The 14,144-nt window shown below is 70.4% G+C and carries 14 protein-coding genes; 4 read left to right on the plus strand and 10 right to left on the minus strand.

What is annotated here, in order from left to right:
* Positions 1-10 precede the first annotated feature (10 nt).
* From SD460_RS11245 to SD460_RS11260, 4 genes are all read right to left on the minus strand, one after another.
* Positions 11-826, minus strand: coding sequence for a carbohydrate ABC transporter permease (locus tag SD460_RS11245; RefSeq protein ID WP_290053065.1), 816 nt, complete (start codon positions 824-826; stop codon positions 11-13).
* Positions 823-1,719: a carbohydrate ABC transporter permease gene (locus tag SD460_RS11250; RefSeq protein WP_290053069.1), complete on the minus strand. Its 897-nt coding sequence runs from the start codon at positions 1,717-1,719 to the stop codon at positions 823-825. Before SD460_RS11250 ends, SD460_RS11245 begins: the two co-directional genes overlap by 4 nt.
* The gene (locus SD460_RS11255; RefSeq protein ID WP_290053072.1) at positions 1,716-3,002 is read right to left on the minus strand and encodes an ABC transporter substrate-binding protein; all 1,287 of its coding nucleotides are present in this window, start codon (positions 3,000-3,002) and stop codon (positions 1,716-1,718) included. Before SD460_RS11255 ends, SD460_RS11250 begins: the two co-directional genes overlap by 4 nt.
* Positions 3,003-3,102: 100 nt before the next feature.
* Positions 3,103-4,731 (minus strand): long-chain fatty acid--CoA ligase, encoded by a 1,629-nt coding sequence (locus SD460_RS11260; protein WP_290053075.1) that lies wholly within the window; start codon positions 4,729-4,731, stop codon positions 3,103-3,105.
* 434 nt (positions 4,732-5,165) lie between these two features.
* Here SD460_RS11260 and mihF point away from each other — a divergent pair, with 434 nt between their 5' ends.
* Both mihF and SD460_RS11270 read left to right on the plus strand, forming a co-directional pair.
* Positions 5,166-5,477 carry an integration host factor, actinobacterial type gene (gene mihF / locus SD460_RS11265; protein WP_026468624.1) on the plus strand — a complete coding sequence of 104 codons (312 nt, stop codon included), beginning with the start codon at positions 5,166-5,168 and terminating at the stop codon, positions 5,475-5,477.
* Positions 5,478-5,561: 84 nt separating this feature from the next.
* Positions 5,562-6,716, plus strand: coding sequence for an isochorismate synthase (locus SD460_RS11270; protein WP_290053082.1), 1,155 nt, complete (start codon positions 5,562-5,564; stop codon positions 6,714-6,716).
* A 110-nt stretch (positions 6,717-6,826) separates the two neighbouring features.
* Here SD460_RS11270 and SD460_RS11275 read toward each other — a convergent pair whose 3' ends face one another.
* The gene (locus SD460_RS11275; RefSeq protein ID WP_290053084.1) at positions 6,827-7,147 is read right to left on the minus strand and encodes a DUF6247 family protein; all 321 of its coding nucleotides are present in this window, start codon (positions 7,145-7,147) and stop codon (positions 6,827-6,829) included.
* 8 nt (positions 7,148-7,155) lie between these two features.
* Complete coding sequence (locus tag SD460_RS11280) at positions 7,156-7,848, minus strand: 4'-phosphopantetheinyl transferase family protein (RefSeq protein ID WP_438860574.1); 693 nt, start codon at positions 7,846-7,848, stop codon at positions 7,156-7,158.
* Between the two features lie 129 nt (positions 7,849-7,977).
* On the opposite strand from SD460_RS11280, the gene SD460_RS11285 reads away from it, so the two are divergent.
* Positions 7,978-9,147, plus strand: coding sequence for an acyl-CoA dehydrogenase family protein (locus SD460_RS11285; RefSeq protein WP_290053088.1), 1,170 nt, complete (start codon positions 7,978-7,980; stop codon positions 9,145-9,147).
* A 66-nt stretch (positions 9,148-9,213) separates the two neighbouring features.
* On the opposite strand, the gene SD460_RS11290 is transcribed toward SD460_RS11285, so the two are convergent.
* From SD460_RS11290 to SD460_RS11305, 4 genes are read right to left on the minus strand one after another with little or no spacing between them, the layout of a single operon-like run.
* Complete coding sequence (locus SD460_RS11290; RefSeq protein ID WP_284742934.1) at positions 9,214-9,534, minus strand: hypothetical protein; 321 nt, start codon at positions 9,532-9,534, stop codon at positions 9,214-9,216.
* A 58-nt stretch (positions 9,535-9,592) separates the two neighbouring features.
* Positions 9,593-10,228, minus strand: a complete 636-nt coding sequence (locus SD460_RS11295; protein ID WP_290053164.1) for a TetR/AcrR family transcriptional regulator — start codon at positions 10,226-10,228, stop codon at positions 9,593-9,595.
* Complete coding sequence (locus SD460_RS11300) at positions 10,225-11,775, minus strand: ATP-dependent acyl-CoA ligase (RefSeq protein ID WP_290053090.1); 1,551 nt, start codon at positions 11,773-11,775, stop codon at positions 10,225-10,227. Before SD460_RS11300 ends, SD460_RS11295 begins: the two co-directional genes overlap by 4 nt.
* Entirely contained in the window at positions 11,772-12,509 is a 738-nt protein-coding gene (locus SD460_RS11305) for an enoyl-CoA hydratase/isomerase family protein (protein ID WP_318306130.1), read from the minus strand. The genes SD460_RS11300 and SD460_RS11305 overlap by 4 nt, the downstream gene beginning before the upstream one ends.
* Before the next feature lie 47 nt (positions 12,510-12,556).
* On the opposite strand from SD460_RS11305, the gene SD460_RS11310 reads away from it, so the two are divergent.
* Positions 12,557-14,143: an amidohydrolase gene (locus tag SD460_RS11310; RefSeq protein WP_318306131.1), complete on the plus strand. Its 1,587-nt coding sequence runs from the start codon at positions 12,557-12,559 to the stop codon at positions 14,141-14,143.
* Position 14,144: the final 1 nt, after the last annotated feature.

A 14,144-nucleotide genomic window follows, 5' to 3' on the forward strand; every position in this document is an offset into this window, starting at 1 on the left:
GGCGGGCGGTTCAGCCCGTCAGGCCGGACTCGGTCACGCCGCGCACCAGGTACCGCTGCAGGAACGCGAACAGCAGCACGATCGGCAGGATCGACACCGCCGCCGCCAGGAACAGCAGGTTCAGCTGCGGGTTCTGCGCTGTCAGCAACCCCGACAGCGCCACCTGGACCGTCCACGAATCCGGCGATTGGGCGATGATCAACGGCCACAGGAACGCGTTCCAGCTGCCGATCACGGTGATGACCGCGATCGCCGCGAAGAACCCCTTCGAATTCGGCACCACGATCCGCCAGAACACGCCCCAGCGGCTGAGTCCGTCGACCCGGCCGGCTTCCTCCAGTTCGCGCGGGAAGTCCAGGAAGTACTGGCGGAACAGGAAAACGCTGAACGCGCTGAACAGCCCGGGGATCACCAGGCCGCGGAAGTCCGACAGCCAGCCCAGCGACGAAACCACCACGAAGCTCGGCACGAACGTCACCGAAGTCGGGATCATCAACGTCGCGAGCACGGCGTAGAACACGATCCTGGAATGCCGGTAAGGGATGCGGGCGAGGCCGTAGCCGGCCAGGGAGCAGAGCACCAGCAGGCCGACCGTCTGCAGCACTGCCACGACCGCCGAATTGAGCAGGCTCCTGGCAAACGGGACGTCGTCGGCGGAGAAGAGCTTCGAGAAGTTCTCCCAGTGCACTGTGGACGGGAAGAACGTCCACTCGGGAGCGGTGATCTCCGCCCGCGACGCCAAACCGTTGCGCAGCAACAGGTAGAAGGGCAGCAGGAACAGGATCGCCGCCACACTGAGCGACGCCCACCGGAGGAACGCCCTCATGCCGTCCTCCCGAAGCGCAGCACCCGGCCCTGGAGCAGGGTCACGAGTGCGATGATCAGCGCCAGGATCACCGCGCCCGCGCTGCCGCGGCCGAGGTCCTGGCCGCCCGAGCCCAGCGACGTGTAGTACAGGTACACCAACGGTGGGCGGGCGAACGGCGGATAGCCGCGGCTGTCGCCCATGATGTTGTAGAACTCGTCGAACGCCTGGTACGCGTTGATCAGGTTCAGCAGCAGCACCGCGACCGCCGTCGAGCGCAGCTGCGGCAGCGTCACGTAGCGGAACACCTGCCAGCCCGGCTTCGCGCCGTCGAGCCACGCGGCTTCGTAGAGGTGCCGCGGGATCCGTTGCAGTGCCGCGATGAACAGGATCATGTAGAAGCCCAGCTGCAGCCACAGCCGGGCGGTGACCAGCACGATCCAGTACAGCGGCGGGTGCACCGTGCCCGTCCAGGCGACCGGGTCGGCGCCGAACAGGCCGAGCACCGTGTTCGCCAGTCCATATCGGACACCCGAGAACAACGACGTCTTCCAGATCAGCGACGCCACGACGTACGAGCACGCGAACGGCAGGAAGAACACCGACCGGAAGAACGCCCGCGCGAACCGAAGCTGGTTCACGCCGAGCGCCAGCGCCAGCGACAGCACGAACGTCAGCGGCACGATGAACACCGCGAACACGCTGAACGTGCCCAGGCTCGACAGGAACGGCTCGTCGGTGAGCATGTGCCCGTAGTTGTCCAGGCCGACGAAGTCCGTCGGGGTCACGGTGTTCCGCGCGTCGAAGAACGACAGGTACGCGCTCCAGCCGATCGGGAGGTACGCGAAGACCGCGAGCCCGATCAGGAACGGACCGACGAAGAGCCAGAAGGCGCGCGCGTCGCGCCGCTTCATCCGAACAAGCGCTTCAGCTCGGACTGGGCCACGCCGACGGCCGTCTTCACCTGCGCCGCCGGGTCCGCGCCCTCCTTGGCGATCTTCGCGGCGGCGTCGGACAGCGCCGTGTTCGCCTGCTGCGTCCACACCGGACCGCCGACGAGGTGGCTGTTCTCCTTGACGAACCGGGCCGCGTCGGCGGCCGGGCCGTTCTTGAGGTTGTCCGCGCGGTCGATCAGGCTTTGGCGGGCCGGCACGTGGAAGCCGAACTTCGTCGCGAACTCGAGCTGGTTCTGCGTCTGGTCGATCCACAGCCACTTCACGAACGCCTTGGCCTCGGCGACGTGCGCGCTCTTGGCGTTGACCATCGCGCCGTACGCGCCGACCGGCACCGACGGCGCCCCGCTGCCGTCCAGCTTGGGGAACGGGAGCACGCCGAAGTCGTCGTCGAACGCCGAGCGGATCTTCGGCACGTTCCACAGCCCGGTCCACTGCATCGCGGCGAGGCCGTCGATGAAGGCGCCGGGGTCCGACCAGTCGGCGGGCGCGCCGAGCAGCAGGGAACCGTTGGTGTTGAGCGTGTGCAGCTTGCCCAGCGCGGTCGCCGCGCGCGGGTCGTCGAAGCCGACCTCGCGGTTGCCACCCTTCAGGTAGTCGAGGCCCGCCGACCACAGCAGCGGGCCGGTGAGCACGCCGACGCCGCCGTCGTTGCCCGCGAAGAAGCCCTTGACGCCGTCCTTCGTCAGCTTCGCGGCCGCGTCGATCAGCTCGTCGACCGTCTGCGGCGGCTGCACGCCGGCGGCCTGCAGCAGGCTCTTGCGGTAGAAGAGCACCTGTGTGTCGGTGGCCTGCGGGATGCCGTAGACCTTGCCTTCGACGGTCTGCGCGGCGAGCACGGCCGGGCTGAAGTCGGCCTTCACCGGCGCGATGACGTCGTCGAGCGACACCACCTGGTTCTGCCGCACCCAGTCGATCTTGACCTGCGCCTCGAAGACGTCCGGCACCTTGCTGTTCTGCAGCGCGGTGACGATCTTGGAGTCGTAGTCGCCGGGGTTCCACTGCACGGTGACGGCCGCGCCGGGGTAGCTCGCCGCGTAGCGCTTGACGGCTTCCTGGACGCCGTCCTCGCCGTACGCGTGGTACCACTGCTGGAGCGCGACCTTCGGGGTGTCCGACGGCGGCGGCCCCGCCGAGTACGCCGTCGAGGGCGGCGGGTCACCCTGCCGACCGGTGTTCGACCCGCAAGCCGCCGTCAGCGCGCCGACTCCGGCCAGTGCCAAGAAATTGCGCCTGTTATGCATCCCCAGAACCCCTCCGACGTGCTCTGAAGGCCACCATGAGGGCGTTAGGTTCCCCCATGGTGGCCGTCAGAGGCATGAAGACTCGCCGGAGATTTACCCGTTAGAGCTGGGCGATGTCGAGCTTTCCCTCGGAGTAGGACGCGCGGATGCGCTTCTTGTCGAACTTGCCGACGCTCGTCTTGGGGACTTCGTCCACGAACGTCCAGTTCTCCGGCAGCTGCCACTTCGCGACCTTGTCGGCCAGGAACTCGCGCAGCTCCTCCGGCGTCGCCGTCTGCCCCTCCTTGAGCACGACGGCGACCAGCGGCCGCTCGTCCCACTTCTCGTCCGGGATGCCGACGACCGCGGCCTCGGCCACCGCCGGGTGGCCCATGACCTGGTTCTCCAGGTCGACCGAGGAGATCCACTCGCCGCCGGACTTGATGACGTCCTTGGCACGGTCGGTCAGCGTGAGGTAGCCGTCGGCGCTGATCTTGCCGACGTCGCCGGTGCGCAGCCAGCCGTCGTGGAACTTGTCCGGATCCACGTCTGAACCGCCGTAGTACGCGCCGGCGATCCACGGGCCCTGCACCTCGAGCTCGCCGACGGCCTCGTCGTCCCAGGGCAGCACCGCGCCGTCGTCGTCGATCAGCCGGGCCCGCACGGACGCCGGGAAGCGGCCCTGCGTGTAGCGGTAGCGCCAGGCCTCGTCGCCGGTCGCGGACGCCGGCGGCCGGGCGACGCTGCCGAGCGGCGACGTCTCGGTCATGCCCCAGGCGTGCAGGATCGAGACGTGGTGCTGCTCCTCGAACGCGTGCATCAGCGACGGCGGCACCGCCGACCCGCCGACGACGACCTCGCGCAGGTGGGAGATGTCCTGCGGGTGCGCTTCGAGGTGGGCGAGCAGGCCCTGCCAGACGGTCGGGACCGCGCCGGCGAACGTCGGCTTCTCGGCGGCCAGCAGCGCCGCGAGCGGGGCCGGCTGGAGGAACCGGTCCGGCATGACCAGCGACGCGCCGACCATCAGCGCCGCGTACGGCAGGCCCCACGCCATCGCGTGGAACTGCGGCACGATGGCCAGCGCCTTGTCGCTCTGCGCGAGGTTCATGCTGTCGCTCATGCACACCTGCATCGAGTGCAGCCAGATCGAGCGGTGTGAATAGGCGACGCCCTTGGGGTCACCCGTCGTGCCCGAGGTGTAACACATCGCAGCGGCGGAGCGCTCGTCGACGTCCGGCCAGTCGAAGGTGTCCGGCTGGGCGGCCAGCAGCTCGGCGTAGGCGTGCACCTGGATGCCGTCCGGGGCTTGAAGCGACGCGGCGTCGCCGTTGGCCACGATGACGTGCCGGACCGTCTTGAACTCCGGCAGCTGCTTGGCCAGCAGCGGGACGAGGGTGCCGTCGACGATGACGACCTGGTCCTCGGCGTGGTTCGCGACGAACGTCAGCTGCTCGGGGAAGAGCCGGATGTTCAGGGTGTGCAGCACGGCGCCCATCGCCGGGACGGCCAGGTAGGCGGCCAGGTGCTCGGCGTTGTTCCACATGAACGTGCCGACGCGCTGGTCGCCGGTGACGCCGAGGCTCCGGAGCGCGTTCGCGAGGCGGGCGGCGTTGCGGCCGAGCTCGCCGTAGGTCTCGCGCCGGGCTTCTGAACCGGTCCAGGTGATGACTTCGCTCGCCGAGTGCACCGACGTGCCGTGGCGGAGCAGGTTCGCCAGCGACAGCTGGCCGTCCTGCATGGTGCTCAACATGGTCGCTCCCGGGGGTTGTTCGCCGGTGAACTGGGGTTGGGCCGACTCTAGTGCGGATCGGGTGAAGCGGGCATGGTCAACAACGGCTCCGTTCGGTCACGGTCGTCGCGCGATCGGGCGACGACCGGACGATGATCAAGATCATCAATTTTTGCGGGTTTCCTTATGGGCACGGAAATGCACGCTGTAACGGAGGCTCCACTTCCGGGTGAGTCTGGCCACCCGGGCTGCTTCTTGGGAGCGTTTCCGCAGGCCGGAGCGGGTTGCCCGGTATCACCTCCGGGGGTAATAAGTGCGTGTCGGTTGCACGGCCACGAAGCCGGTGGCGTTTACTGGGGCCGTGGCAAGAGACGGCTGAGCAGCGCTTGCAGGAGCAAGCACTCAGAAAAGCTGTCGGCCGCGAAAGCGGAGACCTGAGAGGAAAGGACACTACGTTGGCTCTGCCTACGTTGACTCCGGAGCAGCGCGCTGACGCCTTGGCCAAGGCCGCCGAGGCTCGCAAGGCGCGTTCGGAGCTGCTCGCGTCGATCAAGTCCGGCAAGGAGAGCATCGAGAAGGTGCTCAAGCAGGCCAAGGAGAACAAGACCATCGGGAAGACGAAGGTCACCCAGCTGCTGAAGGCCGTGCCCGGCCTCGGCGCGGTGAAGGTCGCCGCCCTGCTCGAGCAGGCCGGCATCGACCCGGACCGGCGGGCCGCCGGCCTGGGCGAGCGCCAGCGCGAGGCGCTCATCGACGCGCTCAAGTAGCTCGTCACCCGGAGCTCCCGCGAGGGGAGTGTCGCTCGTGACACTCCCCTCGCGGATCTCCCGAAGCCTGGGACGCTAGGTCTTGTGAGTTCTCCTGACCCGGCAACCCCGGCTGACCTCGCCGCCCGCTACCAGCGAGGCGACTTCCTGTTCACGACGGCCCAGCGCGCACTCCTCGCGCAGGGCACCCTCCGGACGGTCACCGAAACGGACCCCCGGCGGCTCGCTTCGGCGATCCCCGGCGTCCTGGCCGAGACCGGAGCCCCGCTGGCCGTCGGCGTCCTGCCGTTCGACACCGGGCCCGACACGAAGGTGCCGGGCCACCTCGTCGTGCCGCGGACCGTGCACCGCTCCGAAGGGGTGCCCGCGCTGCCGCGGGAGGTGCTGCCGGCGCCCGTGCGGGTGCGTGCGGTGCCTTCGCCCGATCGGCACATGGCGGCCGTCTCGGCGGCCGTGCTTGCTCTCGGTGAGCGTGACCTGCGCAAGGCCGTCTTGGCGCGGGCCCTGGACCTTGAGTTCGCGGCGCCGGTGTCCGCCGAACGCGTCGTGCGCAACCTGGCGGTCGGCAACCCCCGCCACTTCACGTACGCGGCCGAGCTGCCCGGCGGCCGCACCCTGGTCGGCGCCACGCCCGAGCTGCTGCTGCGCCGCACCGGCCGCACGGTGTTCTCGTCCCCGCACGCGGGCTCGATGCCGCGGTCCACGGACCCGGCGACCGACCGCGCCAACGGCGAGGCGCTGCGGACGTCCCGCAAGGACCAGCTCGAACACGCGGTGGTCATCGACTACGTCGTCGAGGCGCTGCGGCCGTTCTGCCGCACGCTGGACGTCCCGGCGGGCCCGGAGCTGGTGACGACGCCGGCGATCTGGCACCTGCGCACCCCGATCACGGGCGAGCTGCTCGACCCGGACGTCACGGCCCTCGACCTCGCGGCGGCCCTGCACCCGACCCCGGCGATCTGCGGCACCCCGACGGAGGGCGCCCGCGACCTGGTCCAGGAACTCGAGCCCTTCGACCGCGACTACTACGCGGGCGCGGTCGGCTGGGTCGACGCCACCGGCGACGGCGAGTGGGCGGTGGCGATCCGCTGCGCGGAGATCGCCTCGACGTCGATGAGGCTGTACGCGGGCGGCGGCATCGTGGCGGCGTCGGACCCGCAGTCGGAGCTGGACGAGACGACGGCGAAGTTCCGCACCCTGTTGACGGCGATGGGCCTGGCGGACCTCACCGCGGTCTGACGCCAGCTTCAAGCGCCCCAATGTGGCGTTCGGTGCGTCAGACGCACCCAATGTGGCGTTCGGTGCGTTCAACGCAACCAACGCCACATTGGGGCGCTTGGCCGCGGGAGTTACCCGGCGAGCTCCGTCTTGAGCGAGGTCCACGACCGCGTGCCGGTCGGGGGTGCTCCGGTGCGCTGAGCGTGTTCGGCCGCCTCGATCATCCGGCGGTGCGCGGCGGGGTCGGCTTGGGTGCTCCACGCGATCCGCCGCCACGACTCCAGCGTCTCGACCAGGTCGGTGAGGCTCAGCGCCTCCCGTGCGACATCGAGCGCGCGCCGGTAGTCCTGGTCGAACCGGGGTACGTCCTCGGGGAGCAGCGCAGCCCGGATCGCCGCGGGCGACGTGCCCGCGGGATACCTCGGCTCACTCGTGGTCGCCGGTGTGGACATGCTGGTAACTATAGCCGCGGGAGCCAGTGCTCCTCGGTCACCGAGAGCTCCTCGGTGGTCAGCACCGCGATGGCCGCGCGGTAGCCGTCCGCCGCCTTCAGGTCCGCCAGTCGCGTGCGGGCCGGGTCCAACGCCGCGTCCCCGGATGACACCAGCCGGGCCGGTTCGTCGTAGCGGGAGAACGTGATGCTCTGCAGCGGGATGCGCAGGCCCTTGCCCGTCGCCTTCATCACCGCTTCCTTGCGGGTCCAGTAGACGAAGAACGCCGCCGCCTTGTCGTCCGGGCCGAGGCCGGCCAGGTGGGCCGCTTCGGCGGGGCTCAGCGCGTAGTCGATCAGGCCGTCGTCCGCGCGGCGGTTCGCCGTCTCGACGTCCAGGCCGACCGGGACCGACGGGGTCGCCGCGAGGCCGATCAGGTCGCCCGAGTGCGAGATCGACAGCGTCAGGTCCGCGCCCGGCACCCGGGGGCGTCCGTGGGGCTTGCCGCAGTCTTCGCAGGTCGCGTCGAACTTCACCGCCTCGGGGGTCAGGCCGAGCCGCTCCGCCGCGACCGTCTTCGCCAGCACGCGGCCGGTCAGGAAGCGGCGCTTGTCGGCGTCCTGCCGGTATGCCGCGAACCGGTCCTGCTCGGCTTCGTCCAGCAGGCGCAGGAAGCGCTCTTCGGCGGGCAACGGCGACGACCAGCGGACCACGATCTCCATCACCCCTCCGATCCTTCCGGGCGCCACGGCGCTTGTCACGAATTCGGGCGGAGGTCTGGGGTAATCCACCTCTCACGGGGTACTCTGGGTAAGCAAGCGCTTAGCCAGTGTCGGAGGAGCAGCTCACTAATGGACTTTTCACTCAGCACCGAAGAACGGGAAGTGCGCGACTGGGTCCGCACGTTCGTCCAGCGGGAGCTGATCCCGCTCGAGCAGGAAGTCCTCCGCCGCGAGCGCGCGCACCAGCCCGGCCTGACCGGCGAGGAGCTGAAGGACCTCCAGCTGAAGGCCAAGGAGTCCGGCTTCTGGGGCGTCTTCACGCCGGAGGAGTACGGCGGCATGGGGCTGTCCGCCGTGATGGCCGCGCTGCTGGAGGCCGAGCTCGGCCGCACCTTCGTGCCGTTCCGCTTCGGCGGCGCCGCGGACAACATCCTGTTCCACGCCAACGAGGAGCAGAAGCAGACCTACCTGCTGCCGACCATCTCGGGCGAGCGCAAGTCGTGCTTCGCGATCACCGAGCCGGGCGCCGGGTCGGACGCCAAGGCCATCCGGACCACCGCCCGCAGGGACGGCACCGACTGGATCATCAACGGCGAGAAGACCTTCATCACCGGGGGCAACGAAGCCGACTTCACGATGGTCTTCGCGATCACCGACCCGGAGAAGGGCGCGAACGGCGGCGTCACCTGCTTCCTCGTCGACCGCGAGGCCGGCTGGAAGTCCGAGTACATCGACACCATGGGCGAGTGGGGCCCGGCGTCGCTGATCTTCCAGGACGTCCGCGTGCCCGAGACGCAGATCCTCGGCGAAGAGGGCCGCGGCTTCGAACTCGCCATGCAGTGGATCGGCCAGGGCCGCTACCTCCTGCCGGCGCGCGCGATCGGTTCGTGCGAGCGGCTGATCACGATGGCCATCGAGCACGCCAACACGCGCGAGACGTTCGGGCAGAAGATCGCCGAACGCCAGGCCATCCAGTGGATGATCGCCGACTCCGGCGTCGAGCTCGAAGCGCTGCGCTGGCTCGTGCTCAACGCGGCCTGGCAGGTCGACCAGGGCGTCGACTCGCGGCACGCGCAGTCGATGGCGAAGCTGTACGGCGGCCAGAAGGCCAACGAGATCGTCGACCGCGTCCTGCAGATCCACGGCGGCATGGGGTACACGCGGGAGCTGCCGATCGAGCGGTGGTACCGCGAGCTGCGGCTGCTGCGCATCTACGAAGGCACCGACGAGATCCAGCGCCGCACCATCGCGCGCAACCTGCTCAAGGGGCACGTGAAGGTCGGCGGCGTGCTCGGCTGACGTCCCCGGACGCGAACGAGGCCACCTCCCGGACGTCCGGGAGGTGGCCTCGGCGGTATTACGGGGTTACTGCTTGTTGCGGATGGCGATCGGGACGCCGGCCAGGTCCTCTTCGTTGCACAGGAGCTTCACGTCGTAGTACGGCGAACCCTGGCGGTCGTCGTAGTCGAGGTGGATGGCCAGGACGTCGAGCGGCTCGCCCAGCCACTCCTGCGCCTGCCGTAGCCACTTCGAGCACCGCTCCAAGGCGGTAGGGAGATCGTCATCACGGAACTCGACGGGGCGATAGGGGACATCCTGCACCTGATCGCGGGGGTGTGCCGGCGCCGGGAGGCCCGGCGCGAGACCCGAGTCGTCCAGTTCCAGTTGGATCGTTTCCTCAGTCACCCTTCGAGCGTCCCCCACGCACGCCGTCTGGGCAAGGCGTACACAGGTAAAAGCGCCGCTAAACGGACACCCCCCACTCTTTCGCGACGATTTCCCGGCACCGCCGCAAGTCGGTGAGACCCGGCGGTGCGGTGCAGCCCAGGGCCCTCGACACCAGCTCCGCGTAGTGCTCCGCGAGCTGGTCCAGCGCCAGCGGACCGCGCGGGGAGTACCAGCGGGCCACGCCACTGCACATCTCCAGCAGTGCGAGCCGCGTCACGGCCGGGTGTTCGGTGTGGAACACGCCCGCCGCGACGCCTTCGTCGATCGCCGCCGCCCACAGGCGTTCGTAGGCGTCCCGCAACGCCACCACCGGCTCGCGCGCGGCCGGGGACAGGACGTCGACTTCGTTGTCCACCACGCGGGTTTCCGCCGGGCCGACCGCGTGCGCGAGCACGTGCAGCACGACCAGCGTGCGCAACCGGCGCACCGGGTCGCCGCCCCCCGCCGTCGCTTCGCGGGCCGCGTCGAGCAGGCGGTTCAGGGCCGTGTGCATGATCTCCGCGAGGAGATCTTCCTTGGTGCCCATGTAGTGGTACAGGCTCGCCGACGAGAGTTCCGCCTCCTGCGCCAGATCCCGGATGCCGGTGCCGTGGAACCCCTTGGTGGCGAACAGCTTCACCGCCGCCGCGCGGACGCGCTCCCGGCTCGTCACAGCCATGCCGCCGCCTTCGCGTCCCACGACCCGGTGCGCGGGTCGGCCACCTTCCGCAGCTCGCCCTTGGCGACCCGCTCCGACGGCGTCATCGGCAGCGCGTCGGCGAACGCCCAGAAGCGCGGAACCTTGAAGTAGGCCAGCTTTCCCGCGCAGAACTCGGCCAGCGCGGCCGGTTCGGGGCGCTCGCCGTCGCACACGACGTACGCCTTGATCTCCTCGCCCCGCAGTTCGTCGGGCACCGCGACGACCGCCGCCAGCTTGACCGAGGGGTGCAGCAGCAGCGCGCGTTCGACCTCGTCCGCGGAGACGTTCTCACCGCTGCGGCGGATCATGTCCTTCGTCCGGCCGACGTAGTAGACGCGGCCGGCGTCGTCCAGCCGTGCGAGGTCGCCGGTGTGGAACCAGCCGTTCCCGAACGCCTTCGCCGTCGCTTCGGGATCTTCGTGGTACCCGTGCATCAGGCCGATGCCGCGGATCAGCAGCTGCCCGGTTTCCCCGCGCGGCAACGGCTTCCCGTCGTCGCCGGCGATCATCACCTCGCGGTCGCGGCTGGGCCGCCCGATGCAGCCGGTGCCGACGGTCTCGTCGTGGTCGGCCGCGGTCATCCGGATGTCGCCGCCGGTCTCGGTCATCCCGAACGCCTCGTACCACGGGACGCCCCAGCGCGCCTCCAGCTCGGCGTGCAGGTCCCGTGGGATGGCCGACGCGCAGATCGCGCGGACGCGGTGGTCACGATCGGCCGCCGACGGTTCCTGCCGCAGCAGCAGCGTCGGCATCAGGCCGAGGCAGTAGAACCACGTGACGCCGTGCTCGCGGACCTTCGCCCAGAACGTGCTGGGGTGGAACCGGTCCAGCACGACGAGGGTGGCGCCCCCGGCCAGCCCGAGCGCGACGTTCCACTGTGGATCGATGTAGTGGAACGGCTGCGCGGTCAGCAGCACGTCTTCTTCGCCGACGGCGGGGAAGTCGGTGGCCAGGCCGATCGCGAGCGTCGTCCAGTAGCGGTTCGGCAGGACGCAGCCCTTGGGGGCGCCCGTGGTGCCCGAGGTGTACTGGATGTTGACCGGCAGTTCCGGCACCGGGGTGAAGGCGCCGCTTTCACGTGAAAGCTCCGCCCCCAGGTCGCCGCTTTCACGTGAAAGCTCCGCTGGGGTGAGGACGTCGGTGAGGCCGATCCGGTTGAGGAGGCCGGTGAACTCTTCGGCGGCGACGGTCAGTTTCGCGCCGGAATGGCGGAGGACGTGGGCGCCGTCGAACTCCTGGTAGTTCGTGTTGACCGGCACCAGCTGCGCGCCGATCTTGGCCAGTGCCAGCCAGGTCAGCGGGAAGTCGGGCACGTTCCGCAGCATCACGGCGACCCGGTCGCCCGGGCCGATCCCGCGTCCGGCGAGCGCCGCGGCGGTTTCGGAACTGCGCCGGTCGACGTCCGCGAAGGTGAACCGTTCGCCGGTTTCGTCGAACACCCAGGCCGTGCGCTCCGGCCACAGCGCCGCGGCCCGCGTGACGAGCTGGGCGAGCGTGCCGATCTCGGCGAGCGGCGTCACGTCCGGCTCCGGAAGGCCTCCGTGGACGCGGCGACCGCGGCCGAGGTTTCGGTGATGAGGGCGTGGCTGACCTCGAGCTCGAGCGCCGGCTCGACGTCGATCGGCGCGTCGAGGACGCGCTTGGCCATCGCCGCGGCCGCCGGCGGGTGCTCGGCGATCCGCTTCGCCCAGCTCAGCGCTTCGGCCTGGAGCTGGTCGGCGGGGACGGCGGCGTTGACCATGCCCAGCTCCGCGGCCTTCCGGCCGTCGAAGCGCTCGCCGAGCAGCAGGAGCTCCTTCGCCTTGAGCGGGCCGACGAGCAGCGGCAGCAGCCGCGACGCCGCACCGGTGACGCTCAGGCCGAGCGAGACCTCCGGGAACGCGAACACGGCGTCCTCGGCGGCCAGGATCAGGTCGCAGCCCAGCGCGAACTCCGCGCCGGCGCCGATCGCGTAGCCGTGCACCGCCGCGATCACCGGCTGGCGCAGCCCGCGCAGCCGCCGCGTGACGTCCTGGAGGCGGTCGAGCCGGGCCCGCGAGTCACCCGCGGGGGTGGGTTCTTTGAGGTCGTGGCCGGCGCAGAAGGCGCGCCCGTTCCCGGACAGCACGACGACGCGCGCGTCGCTGCGAGCGGCCGCGTCGAGGGCGTCGAGGAAGTCGTCGACCAGGACGGCGGCGACCGCGTTCAGCCGCTCGGGCCGGTTCAGCCGGATCTGCGCGATGCCGTCCTCGACGGCGAAGTCCACGGTGGGCATGAGGGCGATGCTAGACGTTCGATCGATCGATCGATAGCCTCTGGCTCATGAAGGTCGACGCGGTTTACGAGAACGCCACGGTGTGGACGGGCGCGGGCGTCACCCATGCGCTCGCCGTGCTGCACGGCCGGGTCGTCGCGCTCGGCGACGACGCGCTCGAGCTGTCGGCGCGCTCGCGGGTCGACCTCGCCGGCGGCTTCGTCGTGCCCGGCTTCCACGACGCCCACAACCACATGGCGTGGTTCGGCATGGGCCTCGACGACGTCCCGCTCAGCGACTGCCGCAGCGTCGAGGAGGTCTACGACGCCGTCGCCGCGCGCGCCGCGACGCTCCCCGCCGGCAGCTGGGTGATCGGCAGCGGGTACGACCAGAACAAGCTCGCCGGCGGGCACCCCGACCGGCACGGCCTCGACCGCGCCGCGCCGGGCATGCTCGTGCGGCTCAAGCACACGTCCGGGCACATGACCGTGGTCAACTCGGCCGTGCTCGACCAGCTCGACCTGGCGAACGTCCCGGTCGGCGGCGACGTCGTGCTTTCCCCGGACGGCTCGCCGACCGGGCTGCTGCGCGAGCAGGCCCAGCTGCTGCTGCGGCCGCTGACGTACCCGACGCCGGTCTCGCAGGTCGTGCGCGGGCTCGACCGGGCGTCCGCGCAGTACCTGGCCGAGGGCATCACCAGCGTCCAGGAAGCCGGGATCGGCGGCGGCCTGGTCGGCGAGACGCCCGTGGAGCTGGCCGCCTACCAGCAGGCGCGCGAGCAGGGCGTGCTGCGCGTGCGCAGCACGGTGATGGTCGCCGCGAGCGTGCTGCACGACCTCCCTGACGGCGCCGGCTTCGGTCTCGACCTCGGCCTGCGCACCGGCCTGGGCGACGAGTGGCTGCGCGTCGGCCCGATGAAGTTGTTCGCCGACGGCTCCCTGGTCGGGCGCACCTGCGCGATGCACGAGCCCTTCGACGGCGAGCCGGGCAACGTCGGCTACTTCCAGGTGCCTGAGGAGTCGCTGGCGCGCACGATCCGGCAAGCCCACGACGCGGGCTGGCAGATCGCGACGCACGCCATCGGCGATCGCGCGATCACCGTCGTCCTCGACGCCTACGAAGCCGCGTTGGCCGCTTCGCCGCGCACGGACCACCGGCACCGCATCGAGCACTGCGCGGTGCTCCAACCGGCGGAGCTGACCCGCCTGGCCGCGCTCGGGCTCATCCCGTCGCCGCAGGGCCGGTTCGTCAACGAGCTCGGCGACGGCATGCGCGCCGCGCTCGGCGAGTCCCGCGTGCCGTGGTGCTACCGGCTGCGCAGCGTCCTCGACGCCGGCTGCGTGCTCCCCGCGTCCTCGGACCGCCCGGTCGTGAACGGCGCTCCGCTGCTCGCGCTCGCCGACATGGTTCGGCGGCGCACGGCGTCAGGCGCCCTCTTCGCGCCCGAAGAGGCGTTGACGCCGGAGCAGGCGTTGCGCGCGTACACGTACGGCTCGGCCTACGCGACCTTCGCCGAGCGTGACCTGGGCACGCTCGAACCCGGGAAGCTCGCCGATTTCGCCGTGTTGTCCGGGTCGCCGCTCGAAGAGTCCGCTTTGGACGACCTCACCGTGCAAGGCACCGCCGTCGGCGGCGAACTGCGTTATCAAGCGTGAT

Source organism: Amycolatopsis solani (genome assembly GCF_033441515.1).
GTDB classification, from domain to species: Bacteria; Actinomycetota; Actinomycetes; order Mycobacteriales; family Pseudonocardiaceae; genus Amycolatopsis; species Amycolatopsis solani.

Bases quoted from the DNA above. Each gene is read 5' to 3' on its own strand.
- SD460_RS11245 (WP_290053065.1), bottom strand. From the start codon at position 826: ATGAGGGCGTTCCTCCGGTGGGCGTCGCTCAGTGTGGCGGCGATCCTG.
- SD460_RS11250 (WP_290053069.1), bottom strand. From the start codon at position 1,719: ATGAAGCGGCGCGACGCGCGCGCCTTCTGGCTCTTCGTCGGTCCGTTC.
- SD460_RS11255 (WP_290053072.1), bottom strand. From the start codon at position 3,002: ATGCATAACAGGCGCAATTTCTTGGCACTGGCCGGAGTCGGCGCGCTG.
- SD460_RS11260 (WP_290053075.1), bottom strand. From the start codon at position 4,731: ATGTTGAGCACCATGCAGGACGGCCAGCTGTCGCTGGCGAACCTGCTC.
- SD460_RS11275 (WP_290053084.1), bottom strand. From the start codon at position 7,147: ATGTCCACACCGGCGACCACGAGTGAGCCGAGGTATCCCGCGGGCACG.
- SD460_RS11280 (WP_438860574.1), bottom strand. From the start codon at position 7,848: ATGGAGATCGTGGTCCGCTGGTCGTCGCCGTTGCCCGCCGAAGAGCGC.
- SD460_RS11285 (WP_290053088.1), top strand. From the start codon at position 7,978: ATGGACTTTTCACTCAGCACCGAAGAACGGGAAGTGCGCGACTGGGTC.
- SD460_RS11305 (WP_318306130.1), bottom strand. From the start codon at position 12,509: ATGCCCACCGTGGACTTCGCCGTCGAGGACGGCATCGCGCAGATCCGG.
- SD460_RS11310 (WP_318306131.1), top strand. From the start codon at position 12,557: ATGAAGGTCGACGCGGTTTACGAGAACGCCACGGTGTGGACGGGCGCG.